23 protein-coding genes, 2 tRNA genes and 1 riboswitch are annotated in these 18,762 nt (G+C 59.8%); of the genes, 10 read left to right on the top strand and 15 right to left on the bottom strand.

From position 1 onward, the window contains the following. The first annotated feature begins 246 nt into the window (after nt 1–246). Nucleotides 247–1,415, top strand: a protein-coding gene (locus ACN9MY_RS11855; RefSeq protein WP_426317910.1) for an IS3 family transposase whose coding sequence is annotated in 2 segments (ribosomal slippage) — nt 247–514 and nt 514–1,415 — 1,170 coding nt in all. Because the reading frame shifts where the segments join, the coding sequence is not laid out codon by codon here. A 30-nt stretch (nt 1,416–1,445) separates the two neighbouring features. On the opposite strand, the gene ACN9MY_RS11860 is transcribed toward ACN9MY_RS11855, so the two are convergent. The 14 genes from ACN9MY_RS11860 to ACN9MY_RS11925 form a co-directional block, all read right to left on the bottom strand. Further along, nucleotides 1,446–2,087, bottom strand: coding sequence for a hypothetical protein (locus ACN9MY_RS11860; RefSeq protein ID WP_426337388.1), 642 nt, complete (start codon nt 2,085–2,087; stop codon nt 1,446–1,448). Nucleotides 2,088–2,104: 17 nt separating this feature from the next. Next, nucleotides 2,105–3,672, bottom strand: a protein-coding gene (locus ACN9MY_RS11865) for an IS3 family transposase (protein WP_426336026.1) whose coding sequence is annotated in 2 segments (ribosomal slippage) — nt 2,105–3,234 and nt 3,234–3,672 — 1,569 coding nt in all. Because the reading frame shifts where the segments join, the coding sequence is not laid out codon by codon here. A 1-nt stretch (nt 3,673) separates the two neighbouring features. Continuing rightward, complete coding sequence (locus tag ACN9MY_RS11870) at nt 3,674–4,249, bottom strand: FRG domain-containing protein (protein ID WP_426337389.1); 576 nt, start codon at nt 4,247–4,249, stop codon at nt 3,674–3,676. Between the two features lie 178 nt (nt 4,250–4,427). Beyond that, nucleotides 4,428–4,503 (bottom strand) — tRNA-Lys (locus ACN9MY_RS11875). Between the two features lie 17 nt (nt 4,504–4,520). Beyond that, nucleotides 4,521–4,596 (bottom strand) — tRNA-Lys (locus ACN9MY_RS11880). A gap of 64 nt (nt 4,597–4,660) precedes the next feature. Then, entirely contained in the window at nt 4,661–5,413 is a 753-nt protein-coding gene (gene ybgF, locus ACN9MY_RS11885) for a tol-pal system protein YbgF (protein ID WP_426170865.1), read from the bottom strand. A gap of 87 nt (nt 5,414–5,500) precedes the next feature. After that, nucleotides 5,501–6,025, bottom strand: a complete 525-nt coding sequence (locus ACN9MY_RS11890) for an OmpA family protein (RefSeq protein WP_426337390.1) — start codon at nt 6,023–6,025, stop codon at nt 5,501–5,503. An 80-nt stretch (nt 6,026–6,105) separates the two neighbouring features. Further along, nucleotides 6,106–6,630: a peptidoglycan-associated lipoprotein Pal gene (gene pal, locus ACN9MY_RS11895; RefSeq protein ID WP_426170869.1), complete on the bottom strand. Its 525-nt coding sequence runs from the start codon at nt 6,628–6,630 to the stop codon at nt 6,106–6,108. 55 nt (nt 6,631–6,685) lie between these two features. Further along, nucleotides 6,686–7,948 (bottom strand): Tol-Pal system beta propeller repeat protein TolB, encoded by a 1,263-nt coding sequence (gene tolB, locus ACN9MY_RS11900; protein ID WP_426170870.1) that lies wholly within the window; start codon nt 7,946–7,948, stop codon nt 6,686–6,688. After that, nucleotides 7,948–8,802 carry an energy transducer TonB gene (locus ACN9MY_RS11905; protein WP_426170872.1) on the bottom strand — a complete coding sequence of 285 codons (855 nt, stop codon included), beginning with the start codon at nt 8,800–8,802 and terminating at the stop codon, nt 7,948–7,950. The genes tolB and ACN9MY_RS11905 overlap by 1 nt, the downstream gene beginning before the upstream one ends. A 3-nt stretch (nt 8,803–8,805) precedes the next feature. After that, nucleotides 8,806–9,246 (bottom strand): biopolymer transporter ExbD, encoded by a 441-nt coding sequence (locus ACN9MY_RS11910; protein ID WP_426337391.1) that lies wholly within the window; start codon nt 9,244–9,246, stop codon nt 8,806–8,808. 15 nt (nt 9,247–9,261) lie between these two features. Beyond that, nucleotides 9,262–9,951 (bottom strand): protein TolQ, encoded by a 690-nt coding sequence (gene tolQ / locus ACN9MY_RS11915; RefSeq protein WP_426170875.1) that lies wholly within the window; start codon nt 9,949–9,951, stop codon nt 9,262–9,264. Between the two features lie 18 nt (nt 9,952–9,969). Next, a complete protein-coding gene (gene ybgC / locus ACN9MY_RS11920; RefSeq protein ID WP_426170877.1) occupies nt 9,970–10,368 on the bottom strand; it encodes a tol-pal system-associated acyl-CoA thioesterase in 399 nt (132 codons plus the stop codon). A gap of 119 nt (nt 10,369–10,487) precedes the next feature. Next, on the bottom strand, nt 10,488–11,231 hold the full coding sequence (locus ACN9MY_RS11925; protein ID WP_426337392.1) for an SDR family NAD(P)-dependent oxidoreductase: 744 nt from the start codon (nt 11,229–11,231) through the stop codon (nt 10,488–10,490). A gap of 234 nt (nt 11,232–11,465) precedes the next feature. Continuing rightward, nucleotides 11,466–11,576: riboswitch (ZMP/ZTP riboswitch) on the top strand. Nucleotides 11,577–11,657: 81 nt separating this feature from the next. Between ACN9MY_RS11925 and glyA the strand changes: the two genes are divergently transcribed. From glyA to ACN9MY_RS11970, 9 genes are all read left to right on the top strand, one after another. After that, nucleotides 11,658–12,902: a serine hydroxymethyltransferase gene (glyA, locus tag ACN9MY_RS11930; protein WP_426170880.1), complete on the top strand. Its 1,245-nt coding sequence runs from the start codon at nt 11,658–11,660 to the stop codon at nt 12,900–12,902. Between the two features lie 78 nt (nt 12,903–12,980). After that, the gene (nrdR, locus tag ACN9MY_RS11935) at nt 12,981–13,454 is read left to right on the top strand and encodes a transcriptional regulator NrdR (protein ID WP_090443505.1); all 474 of its coding nucleotides are present in this window, start codon (nt 12,981–12,983) and stop codon (nt 13,452–13,454) included. Between the two features lie 60 nt (nt 13,455–13,514). Next, nucleotides 13,515–14,138, top strand: coding sequence for a type IV pilus modification protein PilV (gene pilV / locus ACN9MY_RS11940; protein WP_426170881.1), 624 nt, complete (start codon nt 13,515–13,517; stop codon nt 14,136–14,138). Then, nucleotides 14,135–15,010: a PilW family protein gene (locus ACN9MY_RS11945; protein ID WP_426170883.1), complete on the top strand. Its 876-nt coding sequence runs from the start codon at nt 14,135–14,137 to the stop codon at nt 15,008–15,010. Before pilV ends, ACN9MY_RS11945 begins: the two co-directional genes overlap by 4 nt. Nucleotides 15,011–15,020: 10 nt before the next feature. Continuing rightward, nucleotides 15,021–15,593, top strand: a complete 573-nt coding sequence (locus ACN9MY_RS11950) for a pilus assembly PilX family protein (RefSeq protein ID WP_426170884.1) — start codon at nt 15,021–15,023, stop codon at nt 15,591–15,593. After that, nucleotides 15,590–16,033 (top strand): type IV pilin protein, encoded by a 444-nt coding sequence (locus ACN9MY_RS11955; protein WP_426170885.1) that lies wholly within the window; start codon nt 15,590–15,592, stop codon nt 16,031–16,033. Before ACN9MY_RS11950 ends, ACN9MY_RS11955 begins: the two co-directional genes overlap by 4 nt. Beyond that, nucleotides 15,961–16,587 carry a GspH/FimT family pseudopilin gene (locus tag ACN9MY_RS11960; RefSeq protein WP_426337393.1) on the top strand — a complete coding sequence of 209 codons (627 nt, stop codon included), beginning with the start codon at nt 15,961–15,963 and terminating at the stop codon, nt 16,585–16,587. The genes ACN9MY_RS11955 and ACN9MY_RS11960 overlap by 73 nt, the downstream gene beginning before the upstream one ends. After that, nucleotides 16,584–17,681: a bifunctional diaminohydroxyphosphoribosylaminopyrimidine deaminase/5-amino-6-(5-phosphoribosylamino)uracil reductase RibD gene (gene ribD / locus ACN9MY_RS11965; protein ID WP_426172175.1), complete on the top strand. Its 1,098-nt coding sequence runs from the start codon at nt 16,584–16,586 to the stop codon at nt 17,679–17,681. The genes ACN9MY_RS11960 and ribD overlap by 4 nt, the downstream gene beginning before the upstream one ends. A gap of 8 nt (nt 17,682–17,689) precedes the next feature. Next, complete coding sequence (locus ACN9MY_RS11970) at nt 17,690–18,304, top strand: riboflavin synthase (RefSeq protein WP_426337394.1); 615 nt, start codon at nt 17,690–17,692, stop codon at nt 18,302–18,304. 225 nt (nt 18,305–18,529) lie between these two features. Here the strand turns inward: ACN9MY_RS11970 and ACN9MY_RS11975 are convergent, their stop codons facing one another. Further along, nucleotides 18,530–18,679, bottom strand: a complete 150-nt coding sequence (locus ACN9MY_RS11975) for a hypothetical protein (RefSeq protein WP_426170889.1) — start codon at nt 18,677–18,679, stop codon at nt 18,530–18,532. Between the last annotated feature and the right edge of the window lie 83 nt (nt 18,680–18,762).

Below are 18,762 nucleotides of genomic sequence, written 5' to 3' on the forward strand. Positions count from 1 at the left end.
GGAATGCAAGTCGTCCGCCCAACGAACTTCATTGACTGGCGTCAAAACGGACGTTGTTCTCCGCTCAGCGCTGGCTTCACTGAGTTCGAATCCGTGGCTCGAGTCGGCGCCCAGGTGGGCGCAACCCAATGGGTGAGGCTGGCGGTGGGGTATTGCTTGAGATTCCCCTTGGTATTCCCATTTCTGAGGTAACCTGACTTTTTCGGACACTCTCGTTTGTTAAACTTAGCAACGGGAGAAGCATTTATGAAATCGAAGACATACACACCGGAGTTCCGGGCAGAGGCGGTCAAACTAGTCCTCGCACAGGGACTGACACTGGAGGAAGCCGCGCAGCGGCTTGACATTCCTAAGGGAACACTGGGGACTTGGGTTAACGCTGCAAAGCGAAGCAATGATACTGGGGCTGCTCCCGGTAGTCGCAGCGTGGCGGAGCTTGAAGCGGAAGTGGCTAGGCTGCGCAAAGAATTGGCCGTTGAACGCATGGAGAAGGAAGTGCTAAAAAAAGCAACGGCGTACTTTGCAAGGGAGTCGCTGCCAGGTACGCGTTCATGAAGTCGGTGCGACTCGACGGATACCCGACGGATTTGCTTTGCAGGGTCTTCAATGTCTCTCGCAGCGGCTTTTACGCATGGCAGGGGCGCAAGCCGTCGCGCCGCGCTCAGGAGGACGCCAAGCTGAAGGTGGCGATTCAGGCCGTGCATCAGCAATCGCGCGAAACCTATGGCACGCTGCGCGTTCATCCTGAACTCCAGGAGCAAGGATTTGAGGCCGGGCGTGATCGCGTCGCCAGGTTGCGGACAGAACTTGGTCTGCGCTGCAGACAAAAGCGCAAGTTCAAGGCCACCACCAATTCCGGGCATGACATGCCGGTCGCGCCGAACTTGTTGAACCAAACGTTCCTGCCGACGCGGCCAAACGAAGCCTGGGTGGCAGACATTACCTACATCGCGACTGAGGAAGGCTGGCTCTATCTGGCCGGCGTGAAGGACGTTTTCACCTGCGAGCTGGTGGGGTATGCGATGGGGCCACGCATGACGCAGGACTTGACGGCGCAAGCCTTGTGGCGGGCTGTGCGCAACAAAAGACCGGCGGCGGGATTGATCCATCATTCTGATCGCGGCAGTCAATACTGCGCCGAGAAATACAGGAAACTGCAGAACCAATTCGGAATGAAGACTTCGATGTCGCGCAAGGGAAACTGCTTCGACAACGCGCCGATGGAGAGCTTCTGGGGCAGCTTGAAAAATGAGCTGGTTCATCATCGTCGCTTTGCATGCAGGTCTGAAGCGCAGGCGGCCATTACGGAGTACATCGAGATCTTCTACAACCGCCAACGGCGTCATTCGCGCCTTGGCTACAAATCGCCGGCACGCTTTGCGGCAGACTTCAACAAGGAAGTGCTGGCAGCTTGAGACGAGAGTGTCCACTATTGACAGTACACCTCATTCTTTTGGTAGGCTACCTTCTTGATGAACGATTATCTCAGTTAGAAATACTGTCTTATCATTTTCCAGTTTCAAATAAATGCCTTTGGTATAAGAGCAGGGCGCAAATGCCGGATGATAAGCAAGCCCATCAAACTCAAGTGCGATGTGTTTTTGCTGGCAAACTAAGTCGTATACATGGGGCAGGAAATTTTCCCGAGGCGCTGTGCCATGATAGATCATCTCGTTCGTAAGATACGTATGGATTTTCCCATCATCTTGCCAAAATTGCGATAGCCAATGGCGTCGATAATACGCAGTTCGTGGATGAGATATTTTTACGAAGTTCTCATAATATTCAGGAAGGGGAAGTCCTCTGGCAAAAAAGTCAATTGGAAACTCTTCGCCTTGCTTTAACTTAACCCATGGTATTGCCAACAGCGCTGCTAAGACGGGGTCATTCTTTGTGTTAGGAAATAAATATTCAGTTGAAATATCTGGAATCGCATTGGACGCGAATTTCGCAAGTATGTCGGCTGGCGCAACAATTTTTGCGACAAGACAGTCGGGCGGAAGTGACTCCAGCGGCCCCACCATGAAGGCGTCTTGTACCAAAAATCGTGGGGTCCCCTGAGCCGTCGTAATCTCGGCGCGTGTCAAGGTAGTTGTCGCCCGATTCAAGCAGCAATTTGCTGAGTATGGCTCTCCTTTGCACTGGTGGAAACGACGTGATCGCGCTCTGGGTTCAAGGTAACGGCGCCACAAGGTGCCCAGTTGCGCGTATTGCCCGACCAGCGGGCCGGATGGCGCGCCTGGGCAGCCAAATAGAGCTGATGCCGCGCTGCCAGAATAGCCTTGTCTTGCCCAGCATGGCGCTGTGCGGGGCTGACATAGCGAATGCCGCTGTGTCGATGTTCGACGTTGTACCACTGCACAAAGCGGGCGGCCCAGTCGCGCGTGGCGGCCAGATCGGCGAAGCCACCCGATGGGAATTCCGGGCGATACTTTGCGGTGCGGAACAGTGCCTCGGCGAACGCGTTGTCGTCGCTCACACGCGGGCGCGAGTAAGAAGGCTTGATGCCCAGCCAATGCAGCATGGCTAACACCGTGGTCGCCTTCAGTGTGGCACCGTTATCGCCATGCAGCACTGGCTTGTTGCGGTTCATAGCGACGCCTTCGGCCAATGCGGTGCGGCGCACCAAGTGACTGGCATGGTCGGCATCATCCTCGGCATGCACCTCCCAGCCAATGATCTTGCGGCTGTAGAGATCCAGGATCAAGTAGAGGTAAAACCAGCGGCCCGCCACCCGAGCCGGCAAATAGGTCATATCCCAGCACCAGACCTGGCCGGGCGCAGTGGCGATATGTGTGGTCGGTGGCCGCTGCCGACGCGGCGCTTTGGCCCGACCGCGATGGCGAATCTGACCATGGGCGCGCAGGATACGACTGAATGTCGATTCGCTGGCCAAGTAGACGCCCTCGTCGGCCAGCATGGGGACGATGCGAGCCGGCGGCATGTCAGCAAAACGCGGTTCGTTCGCGGCGGCCAAAACGGCAGCGCGTTCGTTCTCCGTCAGCGCATGCGAAGGCAGAGGGCGTATTACCGTCGGCCGGCGGTCGCCGTTTTCCAAGCCGCCGTGCGCTTGCCAGCGTTGCAGGGTGCGCGCATTCAAGCCGACTGTGGCACATGCCTCACTCAGGCGTGCACCGGCCTGGCAAGCGTCGGCGATATCTCGGGCCATGACTTGGCGATCTTCGAGTCCGATCATTCGTCCTCGGCCTTGTACTTGCTGAAGATCGCCTCGGCTTTTTTTGATAGCACGAGCAAAGCTGCCGTCTCCGCTAACGCCTTGTCCTTGCGGCGGATCTCGCGTTCCAGTTCCTTGATGCGGCGCCTGTCTTGCTTGGCCTCTGCCGCAGTCACGCGCTTCTCTCCAGGTTCGGCTAAAGCATTGATTGCATGCTCGCGCCACACTGCCAGCTCGTGCGGATAGACGCCATTACTGCGGCACCAAGCGCCTTTGTTTGCCTCGTCCATCATGGACGTCGCCAGCACCGCTTCAAACCGCGCGGCGGGCGTCCATTCGCGGCGTTGCGTCGGATTGGCCAGCGCTTCACTGCGCCAGCGTTCCAATGTCGATTCGCTCACGCCAATCGACAAGGCGACATCCTTGATCGACGCGCTCTCTGGCGGCAACAAACGCGCTACCGCCTTATCCTTAAATTCCTGTCCGTACCGTGCCACTTCACACTCCTGTTATCGCCCCCATTTTCTCAGATCTATCGGAGCGACAACTATTTTGACACTGGGGGATCTCAACTAGGTCTACGGCGTTTATCGAATTACGGCGCAAGCTTTTGCGGCTGATCGCGTATACGACTCCCTTTCCAGGGTGGGGTTCATATTTTGCGTAATCACGAATTTTGTAAAGAGGGAGTTCGTCGCAGTCTTCGCTGAGTTCGATCGCTTGTTGTGAGTTGTACCGATTTGCAGCAAACCATGAAGCTACAGCAGGGCTAGATGTAGCATCGATGAAGAAAGACCTCCAGCCATAGTGTTGCAGAATAGCTTGATCAATCGCGAGGTCTGAAGTTTGCTCGAAGTTCTTGACGAAGGATTCCAGCAACGCTTTCGAATAATGCGTCCACTTCAACATTCTTTCGGGAATGCAGCCGTGGCGGCTAAAGCTTGTAACGATGCTTGGCGTTAAATCGGTGTTTAAGTATTCTTTGGTTTGCCCTCGGAATAAAGCGTTTGGCCCACATTCCTCAAAGGCCTTTGCAAGCTCGTTGATGCTTTCGCATTTGAAGGTCTCCATCATTTGCCCCTAGTTCCGCCCTCTGATGATCTGATCTGGCGACGATTACCGATTGAAAGGATGAGTGTACTCTGCAATTCTTTAGTGAGGAGCAAGTGCAGCAATGACGAGGAGGGGACCAGAGAGCGACCAGAAACAAAAAAGCCCACGAACCGAAATTCGTGGGCTTCTCTGCGTATCTTGGTAGGCCGTGCGGGGCTCGAACCTGCGACCAACGGATTAAAAGTCCGCTGCTCTACCAACTGAGCTAACGACCCAAGGTTCTCATTTCGAATGGTAGGCCGTGCGGGGCTCGAACCTGCGACCAACGGATTAAAAGTCCGCTGCTCTACCAACTGAGCTAACGACCCGTCGAAAGAAGAAGCGAGATTATAGGCTGGGTCGGCCCAGCTGTCAAATACTCGCCTGCACTTTTTACTTGATGGATTTCAGGCGGTCCTTGGCGGTAGCGGCCGCTGGGGTGCCTGGATAATTCTTGATCAGCTCCTGCAATGTCTTTTTGGCATTGTTGACCGCCTTCAGTTCGGTTTGGCAGCTTGCGATGTTCAGCAGGGCGTCGGCGGCTTTCGGGCTATCCGGCCAGGTCTTCACGACCACTTGCTGGGCGGTGATGGCGTTTTTGCAGTCGCCCTGGGCATAATAGGCGTTACCCAGCCAGTATTGGGCGTTCGAAGCGTAGGCCGAGGCGCCGAAGCGCTTCACGAAGTCTTGCAGCGCGCCAGCCGCGCCTTTGTAGTCGCCGCCCTTGAACTGTGCCATCGCGTTGTCATAGGCGTTCTGTTCGTCCATATTGACCGAGGAGGTCTGGCCGTCGATGGTTACCTGGCGCGGTTCCAGCTTCTTCATGCGAGCATCGAGGTCGGTGTAGAAGTCCTTCTGGCGCTTTTGCGCGACCTGGATTTCGTTCAGCAGAATTTCAGTCTGGCCGCGCAGGCGTGCAACTTCTTCGCGGAGCTGGTCCTGCTGCGAGATCATGTCCAGCGTGGTGTTCTTGTCGGTCTTGGTGTCGATCAGGTTTTTCAGGTCCGCTTCCAGCTTGGCGACCTTGGACTTGAGATCCATGATGGCCTTGCGTGCTTCATCATCGTCGAACAGGCCGGCCGATGCGGTCAGGGGCAGGGTGGCAGCGAACAGGGCTGCCATCAGGGCAGACTTAGTGAATTTCATTTTTTCTTCCTTGCACAAAAAAAGAAATGGGGCAGGGCGCAGTATAAACTGCGCGCTGCCCCTTGTGCGACATCTCTGGCGGTTGGCCTATCGCGCCTTGTAGACGATGTCAGCACGGCGGTTCTTGGACCATGCTTGTTCGTCGTGGCCTTCAGCCGCGGTCTGTTCCTCGCCCTGCGAGACGGCTTCCATCCGGCCTTCTGGCACGCCCAGTGCGGCCATCGTCTTGCGCACAGCTTCGGCTCGCTTCTGACCAAGGGCCAGGTTGTACTCGGAGCCGCCGCGTTCGTCGGTGTTCCCCTGGATCAGGACGGTACGCTTGTTCTTGACCAGGTACGCGGCGTGGTTCCGCGCCACTTGTTTCCCATCTTCGCCCACAATGTAGCTGTCGAAGTCGAAGTGTACGGACCGCTCGGCCAGGGAGCCCCCGGGGATATCCAGTTCGTCGATATCGGTGTCTGGGAGCGGCATCGGGCCACAAATCACGCGCTCGGGAGGCACCTGAATTTCCTGCGCAACCTCTTTTGACGCTGCCAATTGCTGCGGGGTGGAGCAAGCAGCCAGCAACGCGATACTGCAGATTGCGGGAATATGATTTTCGATTTTGCGCATTCTATTGCGAAAAAATTAGGGGCGGTGCGCAGACTAGACTGCGCACCGCCCCTCGAGTGCGGCATTGTTAAGCTAAAAAATTACTTAGCTTTGTAAACGATGTCAGCACGGCGGTTCTGCGACCATGCTTCTTCGTTGTGGCCTTCAGCCTTAGGCTTTTCTTCGCCCAGGGACACGGCTTCCATGCGGGACTCGGCCACGCCCAGGGCTGCCATCGACTTGCGCACAGCTTCAGCACGCTTCTGGCCCAGGGCCAGGTTGTACTCGGAGCCGCCGCGTTCGTCGGTGTTACCCTGGATCAGGATGGTGCGCTGGTTTTTGCCCAGGTATGCAGCGTGGTTCGACACCACTTCTTTGCCGTCTTCACGAACAACGTAGCTGTCGAAGTCGAAGTACACGGAACGGTTGGCCAGCTTGCCGCCTGGGATGTCCAGTTCGTCAACTTGTGCTTGCACTGGCTGAACCACGCGTGGTTCTTCCTTAGGTGGCTGAACCACTGGCTTTTCTTCCACGGCTACTGGCTTGGTTTCTGGCTGTGGGGTGGAGCAAGCTGCCAGCAGGGCTGCAGTGCTGAGGATGAAGGCTACGTGTTTTACGTTACGCATTTTTATTTCTCCTGGTCGTTAAAGGTGCTACTTCTCGTTTACTTCTTTTACTTCTTCACTTCATGAAAGGGCCCCAAGTGGGTTCCTTGATATTGCCCGCCTGAATACTCAGGCGTTGCTTAACCCGGCCGTCTGTCGATGCCACGGCCAGCGAGCGGCGGCCGCCGTTCTGAGTGGCGTACAGGATGTACTTGCCATTCGGAGCGAAGCTTGGCGAATCGTCGCTTGTGGTATCGGACAGGCGTTGCTCTTGGCGGGATTCCAGGTCCAATACGAACAGCTGGAAGGCGCCGCCATCGCGCCGCGAAATATAAGCCAGCGTCTTGCCGTCAGCGGAAATGCGCGGGCTGATATTGTACGAGCTGCCAAACGTCAAACGCTGTGCTTCGCCACCGTTGACGCTCATGCGATAAATCTGCGGACCGCCGCTGCGGTCGCTGGTGAAATAGATCGACTGGCCATCGGCGCTGAATTGCGGTTCGGTGTCGATGGTGGTGCCGTTGGTCAGGCGGCGCATGCCGCTGCCGTCGGCGTTGACGATGAAGATCTGGGTGTTGCCGGGCTTGGACAGCGCCACCGCCAGGCGCTTGCCGTCCGGCGACCAGGCCGGCGCGGAGTTGTTGCCCTTTTCGTTGGCCACTACGGTGCGCTGGCGGGTCGTCAGATTCTGCACGTAGACCACCGGTTTGCGCTGCTCGAACGAAACGTAGGCGACCTTGGTGCCGTCAGGCGACCACGATGGCGAGATGATTGGTTCGCTCGAGGTCAGGGCCGGGATCACGTTCTCGCCGTCGGCGTCAGCCACTTCCAGGCGGTACTGGCGGCCTTGCTGGACCACGTAGGCGATGCGGGTCGAGAACACGCCCTTGAAGCCGGTCAGCTTTTCATAGATGTCGTCCGCCAGCTTGTGCGCTGCCAGGCGGCCATACTGGTTCGGTACCTGTGTTCTCAGGGCCGACAGGTCCTTGCCCAGGGTGGAGATCAGGCGGTACTGCACTTCGAACGAACCATTCCCGGCTGGCTGCACGGCGCAAGCGGCCAGTGCGTCGACGCCGAGCGACTTCAAGCCGGTGGCATCGACCTGCATCAGGTTAGTGGTCGGCGTAACGTCGATGACCTTGAACATGCCGCTGCGGATCAGGTCAGCCTTGATAATTTCCGAGATCTGGGCCGGTGCCGCTGCTTCATTGGCGCATGGGCCGATGGCAACCGGGATCTGGTTGCTGCCGACACCGGAAATTTCGACGCGCAGTTGCGCCTGGGCCGACAGCGCAAACGCCGCGCCGGCCGCTACGAACATCAATTTAGCTTTGTTCATCAAGGTACGTCCTTCAAATTGAACACGAGTTCAAGCTCGCGCGCCACCGTGCCGTCATCGCGTTTCGGCAGGGGCGAGGCCTTATAAATCGCATTCTCCACCGCAGTGTCATACGCAGCTACACCGCTGCTTTTCGTTTTCTTCACGGACATGACTTCGCCGCTAGGAAGCTGGCTGACCATGAACCTTGCCTCGATATCCTGCTTGGCGCCAGGATAGTCGATGCGGCCCATGATCTTGGTGCGCAGCTTTGCGACATAGCCCTTGTCCAGGTTAGGCGCGGTTGAACGTGCCGCCGTTCCGGTGGAGCCTGCAGCTGCCGAACCCATGATGCGCTGCATTTCTGCAGCACGGGCTTTGGCAGCTTTTTCCTTCTCTTTCAGTTCCGCCAGTTTTTTGGCTTTTTCTTTTTCCAGCTTATCCAGCTTGTCTTGCTTGTCCTGCTGCTCGGCCAGACGCTTTTTCTCATCTTCGAGCTTTTTCTTTTGCTCGGCGATCTTCTGTTCGAGCTCTTTCTTCTCTTTTTCTTTCTTCTTCTGCAGCGCGATCTCAGGATCAGGCTGCACCGGCTTCACCACTTCCGGTGGCGGAGGCGGCGTCGGCTCAGGCTCGCGCGCAGGCGGCTCTGGTTCAGGCTGCGGCTCCGGTTCAGGCGCTTTAGGTGCGGCCATCTGCGTGGTCATGTCCCAGATTTCGGCGTCGACGCCGACCGGGTCGTTGTTCCACCGAATACCGACCCACAGGAACGCAAACAGCACGCAGTGCATCGCCAGCGCGAGCGCAAACGCGCGCGTGCCGCCGTGCCGCTTCGGCACGCGATACGGTCCGCCTGCATTTGCCATCGTCATTGCCATGCCTTACTTCGTTGCCAAGCCAACGCGGTTAATCCCCATCTTCTTCGCTTCGGAAATCAATTGGATCACATCGTCGTACTTGCTTTCCTTGTCGCCGGCGATCAGCACCGGGTACTCGGGATATTGTTCGTGCAGCGTGCGCAGCTTGCGCACCAGTGCATCGCGGTTCGGTTCGGTTTCCGGCGCTTCAGCCGACTTGCCGGCGATGCCGATCATCAGCGAGCCGTTCGGCTTCACCTGTACCTGGATATAAGCATCCGGCGGGCGCGACGCTTTTTCCGCGTGGGGCAGGTCGATCGACTGCGGGTTGTTCGAGGTCGGCATCACCATGAAGATGATCAGCAGGCAGAGCATCACGTCGATATAAGGCACGACGTTGATCTCGGACTTCAGCTTGCGGCCGCCGCGGCTGCCGCGCATGCTGCTGGAGAAGGAGGAAGCCATCTTCAGTTTCGCCTTTTAACGGGACTGGCGCTGCAGGATGTTCGAGAATTCTTCAACGAAGCTCTCGAAGCGGATCGCCAGGCGGTCAATATCGTGCGAGAAGCGGTTGTACGCCACCACGGCCGGAATTGCTGCGAACAGGCCGATAGCAGTCGCGATCAGCGCTTCGGCAATGCCGGGCGCCACAGCCGACAACGTCGCCTGCTGTACATTGGCCAAACCGCGGAAGGCGTTCATGATGCCCCACACAGTACCGAGCAGACCGATGTAAGGGGAAACGGAACCGACCGAAGCCAGGAAGGCCAGGTGCGCTTCCAGCGCATCCATCTCACGCTGGAAAGCAGCGCGCATGGCGCGGCGCGCGCCGTCCAGCACGTCGCCCATATTCATGTCGCGGCTGGAAGCTGCAGCCTGTTTGCCCTTGATGAATTCACCCATGCCGGCCTCGAAGATGCGGGCCAGTGCGCCGCTGTTGGCGCGGTTGCTGCCTGCGCTGGCGTGCAGGGCATGCAGGTTGCCGCCGGCCCAGAAGGTCTTCTCGAATTCGATGGTCTGATTGCGCGCACCGCGCACATCAAACAGCTTCTTGAAGATATAGGTCCAGCTGATAACGGAAACCGCAAGCAGCAGCGCCATGATCAACTGAACGATCAGGTGTGCGTTGGTGATGAGGGCGATGAAGGAAAGGTCTTGGGTGACGTTCATTGTTTCTCAATCTAATTATTATGCGCGCATGCGGGCCGCAACGGCATCAGGCACGGCGCGTGGGCGCAGGGCCGAGTCGACGCAGCCTACTTTTACGTGGGCAGTATTTAAGAGGCGGTCGCCGCACCACGCCTCCTGTACAAACTGGATCGAAGCGCGGCCCAGTTTATCAATACGAAGCGTCAATTTTATTACATCGTCTAGTCGCGCTGGCGCGTGGTAGTCCGCGCTGACATTTTTGACAACAAACATGGCGTCGTGCTCACGCAGCAGGATGTCCTGGTTAACGCCGAGGGAGCGCAACCACTCAGTACGTGCGCGCTCGAAGAACTTCAAATAGTTCGCGTAATAGACAATTCCGCCGGCGTCCGTGTCTTCGTAATAAACACGGACATCCCAGGTGAACTCAGACGACATAGATAGAAGAGCTACTAAGTGAGAATCGGCAACATTTTACGCCAAATGAATCAGCGACAAGGCATTTTGCACAATCTCGTAACAATTGCTTACGGTTTTCCCTTATATGGGGCGGCATTTTAGCTGCGTTTGATCGCGAATGGCGAGAATCCTTGGCAGGTTGGCATCAATTCGATGGAATTTACATTAATGTGTTGCGGCAATGTTGCAATCCAGAAAGCTGTGTTGGCGATATCGTCGGCGGTCAGCGGGGTGGTGCCTTCGTAAACCTTGGCTGCGGCAGCGTCGTCTTTCAGGCGCACGTTGGAAAATTCGGTGCCGCCGCACAGGCCTGGGGCGATATTGGTAGCGCGCACACCGGTGCCGATCAGGTCGGCGCGCAGGTTCAGGGTGAATTGTTCGACGAAGGCCTTGGTGGCGCCGTACACATTGCCGCCGGGATAAGGGTAGGCGCCAGCGACGGAGCCGAGGTTGATGATGGTGCCGCGGCCGCGTTCGACCATGCCTGGCAGCAGGGCACGCGTGATGGTGACCAGGCCGGTGCAGTTGGTGGCAATCATGGTTTCCCAGTCTTCCAGGTCGGCTTCGTGGGCGCCTTTGATGCCGAGGGCGAGGCCGGCGTTATTAATCAGGACGTCGACTTCTTTCCAGTCGGCGGGCAAGGACGCCAGGGCTGCGTGGATCGCGCCTTTGTCGGTGACGTCGAGCTTGACCGGCAGCAGGTTCGGGCCGAGTTCGGCGGCCAGGGCTTCCAGGCGCTCGGCGCGGCGGCCGGCGGCGATGACCTTGTGGCCGTTCTTCACGAAAACACGCGCCATCGCGGCGCCAAAACCAGCGGTTGCGCCGGTAACTAACACGATCATGGTCGAACTCCCAATGTTAACTTGGGGGATTCTAACGCCAAACCGGTAAGGCGGGTCAGACCCGCAGGGTCAGACCCCTGTGCGCCGAAGCCCCACGCCGTAGAGCAGAGGGTGCCTGACCCTGCGGGTCAGGCACCGGTTTACCGGTTTTAGGCCGAATAACCCCCGAAATCCGCCGAATCCGGCCAAACGATTGCCGGATCTGGCCACTTAATCTACAATCTTGGCTCCATTACTGTCTCACGTAACTGGCGAAAAACTAGCTGGCGCTTGCGCTGCTGGTGAGAGGTGGGCAACCACCGGGGAACGTGAGATCTCAAACAGCCGTTCGCCTGGGCAGCCACGATGGAAACCTGCGTTTCGGCTGCCCTGTCACTTTTTGGCTCCCGATTCGATCCAATCTGCCTTAAAAACTGGAGTAATTTCATGTTCGCAAAAGATCACACCCTCGCCAACGTTGACGCGGAGCTGTTTGCCGCTATCCAGAACGAGAACAAGCGCCAGCACGACCACATCGAGCTGATCGCTTCTGAGAACTACACCTCGCCAGCCGTAATGGAAGCCCAGGGCTCGCAGCTCACCAATAAATACGCCGAAGGCTATCCTGGCAAGCGCTACTACGGTGGCTGCGAGTACGTGGACGTCGTCGAGCAACTGGCAATCGACCGCGTGAAGCAGCTGTTCGGCGCCGAAGCAGCCAACGTGCAGCCTAACTCCGGTTCCCAGGCTAACCAGGGCGTGTTCTTCGCTGTCCTGAAACCAGGCGACACCATCATGGGCATGTCGCTGGCGGAAGGCGGCCACCTGACCCACGGCATGGCGCTGAACATGTCCGGCAAATGGTTCAACGTCGTTTCCTACGGCCTGACCGCTGAAGAAGACATCGACTACGACGCAATGGAAGCCCTGGCCAAGGAACACAAGCCTAAGCTGATCATCGCCGGCGCGTCCGCCTTCTCCAAGAAGATCGACTTCGAGCGCTTCGCCAAAGTCGCCAAGGCCGTTGGCGCCTACTTCATGGTCGACATGGCCCACTACGCCGGCCTGATCGCCGCTGGCCTGTATCCGAACCCGGTTCCGCACGCCGACTTCGTGACCTCCACCACCCACAAGTCCCTGCGCGGCCCACGTGGCGGCATCATCCTGATGAAAGCCGAACACGAAAAGATCATCAACTCCGCGATCTTCCCTGGCATCCAGGGCGGCCCGCTGATGCACGTGATCGCCGGCAAGGCAGTGGCCTTCAAGGAAGCCCTGTCCCCTGAATTCAAGGCCTACCAGCAGCAAGTGGTGAAGAACGCCGACGTGCTGGCCAAGACCCTGATCAAGCGCGGCCTGCGCATCGTTTCCGGCGGCACCGAGTCGCACGTGTTCCTGGTCGACCTGCGCGCTAAGAACCTGACCGGCAAGGAAGCGGAAGCGATCCTGGGCCAGGCGCACATGACCTGCAACAAGAACGGCATCCCGAACGACCCGCAGAAGCCATTCGTGACTTCGGGCATCCGCCTGGGTTCGCCAGCCTTCACCACCCGCGGTTTCAAGGAAGCCGAAGCGGAAGAAGTGGGCAACCTGATCGCCGACGTGCTGGATAACCCGCACGATGCAGCAACCATCGAGCGCGTGAAAGCCGCTGTGAAGGTGCTGGCTGACAAATTCCCTGTTTACGCCTAAGCAAGCGGTTGGTACTATCGAGGCGCCGGATCGTAAGGTCCGGCGCTTTTTCATTCAATAATAAGAGACGCTCAATCCATGAAATGCCCGTTCTGCCAGCACGATGATATCCAGGTCCTCGACACCCGCGTGTCGGAGGAAGGGGACGCCATCAAGCGGCGCCGGCGCTGCGTGAACTGCGACAAGCGCTTCACCACCTGGGAGCGGATCGAACTGACCATGCCTTATGTGGTCAAGAAGAACGGCAGCCGCACCGAGTATTCGGCCGACAAGCTGCGCGCCAGCCTGATGCTGGCCTTGCGCAAGCGCCCTGTTGCCGCCGAGTCCGTTGACAAGGCGGTTTCCTCGATCGAAGAAAAGCTGCTGACCAGCGGCCAGCGTGAAGTCGATTCGGTCTTCGTCGGCGAACTCGTCATGGCCGAGCTCAAGCGCCTGGACAAAGTGGCGTATATCCGCTTCGCATCCGTCTACAAGAACTTCGAAGACCTGGCCGAATTCCAGGACGCGATCGAAGAAGTTGGTGACGGTCAAGAGCTCTCTCCCAAGGCTTGATATTTCTCAAACCCGCGAGTCCTCTGCTGACTAATTTGATCAGCAGGGGAGGGCTGTGCCATGCATCGTCCATTTGCTGGGTTCACCATGGTGGAAGTGTTGGTTGCCGTGCTGCTGCTCGCCGTCGGCCTGGTCGGCGCGCTGGCGATGCAGGCCCACGCCATGCGCACTCGACAGGAGTCGAGCCTGCAGACCGAAGCCCTGCAGGCTGCCGCCACGCTTGCTGACCACATCCGCGCGAACGCCGCGCAGTCCTCCGCTTACCTGGGATTCGAATTCGACGCCAGCGATGCCAGCGGCGTTTCCGGCGCACCGGCTTCCTGTGCCGGCGCGCCCTGCGATTCCGGCGCCATGGCGCGGCAAGAGCTGGAAGAGTTCCGCCGTCACCTTGCGGCTGTGCTGCCGCAAGCCCGCGCCGTCATCTGCCGCGACGCCGACACGGCGCCGGGCGGCCAGTTGCAATGGCCATGCTCCGGTGGCGCCGATGCGCCCGTCGTCATCAAGATAGGCTGGCGCTTCCGGCGGCCAGATGGGGCTGCTGCCGGTTTGGCCACCGTTCCAGGCGTTGCTTTGCCCATCGCGCTGGCCGATCCGCCACCCTTGCCCGGCCCACCGCCAGCGGCGCCCGCCCAGCCGGCTCCAAACGATCCGGTTGATCCGCCAGCCGCAGGAGACATGCAATGACAGCACGCCAGCATGGCCTGGCCATGGCCGAAGTCCTCGTCGCGATGGCGCTCAGCCTGTTGGTAGCGTTGGCGGCCGCCTCCCTCCTGCACGCGTCCGATAGCGACTTCCTGCATAACGGCGCCAATACCCGCATTGACGATAGTGGCCGCTTCGCACTGGCAATCATCGGCCAATCCCTGCGGCAGGCGGGCTATCCCGGCGAGCCAGGCGCGGAGGTCGCCGCCGCGCCAACGTCGCCCATGGCCATCGAAGGCCGCGACGCCGCAAGTGTGGCAACCAACGCCGACGGCCTCGGCCCAGCGCTGCCAGCTGTCAACGGCAGCGACGTACTCGCCATTCGCTATGCACCTGCAGCAATCGCCGGCGCGGAGGGCGGCGGCGCCATGCTCAATTGCGCCGGTTTCCCGGCCGACCCAGGCGAATGGGCCTGGAGCATTTTCTACATTGCCCAAGCTGGAGACGGCGTTGCTGAACTTCGCTGCAAATACAAGGGGGAAAACGGTTGGGGCTCGGACGCCGTGGTGCGTGGGGTGGATGCCTTCCACGTGCTATATGGCGTCGATACGGATAGCCCGCGCGACAGTATCCCCAACCTTTACCTGACCGCCAGCGGCATCGATGCCCTCGATGCCGCGCTTCCCGTATCCGAGCGTGCGCTGCGTCCTCATTGGCGCCGCGTCACCAGCGTTCGCATTGCCTTGCTGCTGCACGGTGAGCGCGGTTCGCGTGCGGGCGGCCGGCTTGGCAGCTACGATTTGCTGCCGGGCCTTGACCCGGGCGCACGTATCGACGAAGCCGGTTTGCCGCAGCCGATGCAGCGTCGCGCGCGCCGGCTGTTCACGGCGACGGTCGCCTTGCGCAACCATTAAGGAGAGCACCATGCATGAATACCAGCGTGGCGTCACTCTTCCGGTAACGATGCTGTTGCTGTTCGCCGCCCTGACGATCGGCGCATCGGCCGCACAAATGGCGATGCTGGGCGAGAAGGCCGCCCGCGCTGAACGGGACCGCCTGCTTGCCTTCCAGTCTGCGGAGGATGGATTGATGGATGCAGAACGCGATATCAATGCCGGCCTTGGCCAGCCGCTCGACGTGCCCGCCACGCCGGCGCAGCCCGGGAGCGCGGCTCCCGCCTGGCAAACCGTTGACCTTGCAGGTATCGGAGGTACGGAATACGGCGCGCTGACCGGCGCCGCAATGGAGACAGGGCAGGGCGTGCTGCCATTTCGACGCCCGCGCTACCTCGTGGAGCGCGTCGGGTACACGCCAGCCGGAGCGCCGCCGTCCCACTATTACCGCGTGACGGTAATCGGCTTCGGCACGCGCCCCGGCGCCGAGACCGTGATGCAGGCCAGCTACACGCCCCCGGTACCGGTGCGACGCCACAGCTGGCGTGAAATCATGGATTGGCAGGCGCTGCACGATGCCGCCAGCCGCGAGGAGGAACAATGACCGCGCGCCCATCCGCCGGCGGCACCTTGCTCGGCATGCTGACCACCCTGATCATCATCGGCATTCTCTCGGCCGTGGCGATACCGGTCTGGAGCGAAGCGGTCATCCGCATGCGCCGCAGCGAAGCGCAGGCCGCACTACAAGAGCTGATGCAGCAGCAGGAGCGCCACTTCACGCGGTTTAATAGCTACGCCGCGTTTTCGGCGAATACCGTGAGCGACTTCCGGTGGTGGTCGGGCCGGAACGCCAGGTCCAGCGCTTACGAGCTTGAAGGCAAGGCCTGCGATGGCCAGCAAATCCGCGACTGCATCCAGCTTGTTGCCACGCCCGGCACGCCCAATGTCGACAGCCGATTCAGGGACCCGCAATGCGAACGCCTCATACTCACCAGCAGCGGGCTTCATCTCGCCACCGGGCCTTCCCGCAGTTGCTGGCGCTGAAGTGGGCGATGCGCCAGCAAGCGGGAAGGCGCCCCGGCTTTACGCTGCTGGAGCTGATGATTGTCCTTGCCATCCTCTCCATCCTGTTTGCCACCGCGCTGCCGAACCTGAGCAATATGCTGGCCGGACGCCAGCTGCGCACCGCTTCGGCCGACCTGCTGGCGGCAATCAACGACACCCGTGCCCAGGCCATCGCCCGCCGCCGCGTGGTCACCCTGCTGGCAGAAAGCGGCAACTGGCAGCAAGGTTGGCTGATTGTCATCGATGCCAACGCCAACCGTAGCCTGGACGAAGGCGAGGCAATCCTGTCCCGCCACAGAGCCGCGCCCGAGCGCCTGCAGGTAAGGGCCAGGTTCACCGACAACACAGCCCCGGCCTATATTTCATATAATGCAGCAGGACGAAGCTGCCGCGCCGCCCACCCGAATGCCGCCAACTTTGGCACCATCACGCTTGAACTGGCCGGTGCGCAGCGCAATATCAAGATCAATATGCAGGGCAGGGCGCGCTTATGCGATCCCGCCCTGGAACCGGCAACCTGCGCAAGCATATGAATATCAACAGCGACCTCGAAGGCATGCGACTGGCCCTGCAATGGGCAGAAAAAGGGCTGTTCACCACTTCCCCGAACCCGCGCATCGGCTGCGTGATCGTGCGCGACGGCGTCGTGATCGGTGAGGGCGTGACGCAAGCCGCCGGCCAGGACCACGCCGAAGTGCAGGCCCTGAAAGACGCCAAACGCCGCGGCCACGACGTACGCGGCGCCACCGCCTACGTCACGCTGGAGCCGTGCAGTCACCATGGCCGCACGCCGCCCTGCGCCGACGCGCTGGTGCGCGAAGGACTGGGCCGCGTTGTCGCGGCGATGGAAGACCCTAATCCGCTGGTTGCAGGAAATGGCATGGCGCGACTCTCCGCCGCCGGGATCGAGGTCGCCAGCGGCCTGCTGGCCGACCAGGCCTATGAAATGAACATTGGCTTCTTCCACCGCATGCGCCACGGCCTGCCGTGGGTGCGCATGAAGACCGCTGCCAGCCTGGATGGCATGACCGCCTTGCACAACGGCCAAAGCCAATGGATCACCGGTCCCGAGGCACGCGGCGACGGCCATGCCTGGCGTGCCCGCGCCTGCGCCATCCTGACCGGCATCGGCACGGTGAAAGCCGACGACCCGCAACTGAATGTGCGCGCAGTCGAAACGCCGCGCCAGCCGCGCCGCATCGTGGTCGACAGCAAACTGGAAATCAGCCCGCAAGCGCGCGTGCTGCAAGGCGGCGGAACCTGGATCGTCGCTGCCGGCCATCACCCGGAAAAGGAAGCAATCTTGCGCGACCAAGGCGCCGAGATCATTGTGCTGCCCAACGCGCATGGCAAAGTCGACTTGCCGGAGCTGATGCGCGAGCTTGGCCGCCGGCAGATCAACGAACTGCACGTCGAAGCAGGCGGCAAACTGAATGGCTCCATGATCCGCGAAGGCTGCGTGGACGAACTGCTGGTCTACCTTGCGCCAACCCTGCTGGGCGATGCGCAAGGCATGTTCGCCCTGCCTGCGCTGACTGAGCTCAGCGGCAAGCACAGCCTGAAATTCCACGAGGTTAAGCAAGTCGGCGCCGATTTGCGTATCCTTGCCCGATTCAACCCTCATTAAAGATCACTATGTTTACTGGAATCGTTGCCGCAATCGGCAAAATCAAAACCGTAACCCCGCTGGAAGGCGGCGCTGATGCAGGCGTGCGCCTGGACGTGGATGCCGGCGGCCTGCCGATGGCCGATGTCGGCCTGGGCGACTCGATCGCCCTGAACGGCGCCTGCATGACCGTGGTGGAAAAGACCGCGACCGGCTTCACCGTCGACGTCTCGCGCGAGAGCCTGAACAAGACCGTCGGCCTGGACACCACCACCGAAGTGAACCTGGAAAAAGCCCTGACCCTGGCTGAGCGCCTGGGCGGCCACTTGGTTTCCGGCCACGTCGACGGCCTGGGCGTGGTGCGCAAATTCGAACCGGTCGGCGAATCGCACGAACTGGTGATCGAAGCCCCGCGCGAGCTGGCGAAATACCTGGCCTACAAAGGCTCGGTGGTAGTGAATGGCGTGTCGCTGACCGTCAACCGCGTCGAAGACAGCGCTTCCGGCTGCTCGTTCTCGATCAACCTGATCCCTCACACCATCCAGGTCACGACGCTGAAGCACCTGAAGGCCGGCTCCAAGGTTAACCTCGAGATCGACCTGATTGCCCGCTATGTGGAGCGCATGCTGTCGTTGAAATCCTAAATGGATATATCGATTTCATTCGCCAGCCGACCAACAACAGCTCTTGCCGAGCTCTGAGTTGGACCGCTAACGGCCAAAAGCTGCCTGCGGCGAGTGCGTAAATTTTTGGAGCTTTCATGGGGCCGCATCGGGTCAACATCATTAACCTTTTGGACCTTAGCGCATCGCGCAGCGAGCAGCTTGAATACCAAGGATCAGCGCCAGTGAGGCGTTCATAAAGAGCCACTACAGCTCTGTGGGCAGCGTGACCTCATCGGACGCATGATTGTCGATGATCGGCAGGGCGGCGATGAGCATCGAGCTTAGTCGCTGCTGTGCCTTGCCGGCCCGCACCTTGCTGCGCAGGAATCGCGATATTGAACCTGCCTTCGCCATAAGGAACTCCGCAAGAATGGGGGGGCACCGCGGAATGCTACCTTGGGGCGGCCGTTCGCAAAGTTCGTTAAGCCGCGCAATCG

This window comes from Pseudoduganella sp. R-31 (genome assembly GCF_049913235.1).
Taxonomy (GTDB): domain Bacteria; phylum Pseudomonadota; class Gammaproteobacteria; order Burkholderiales; family Burkholderiaceae_D; genus Rugamonas.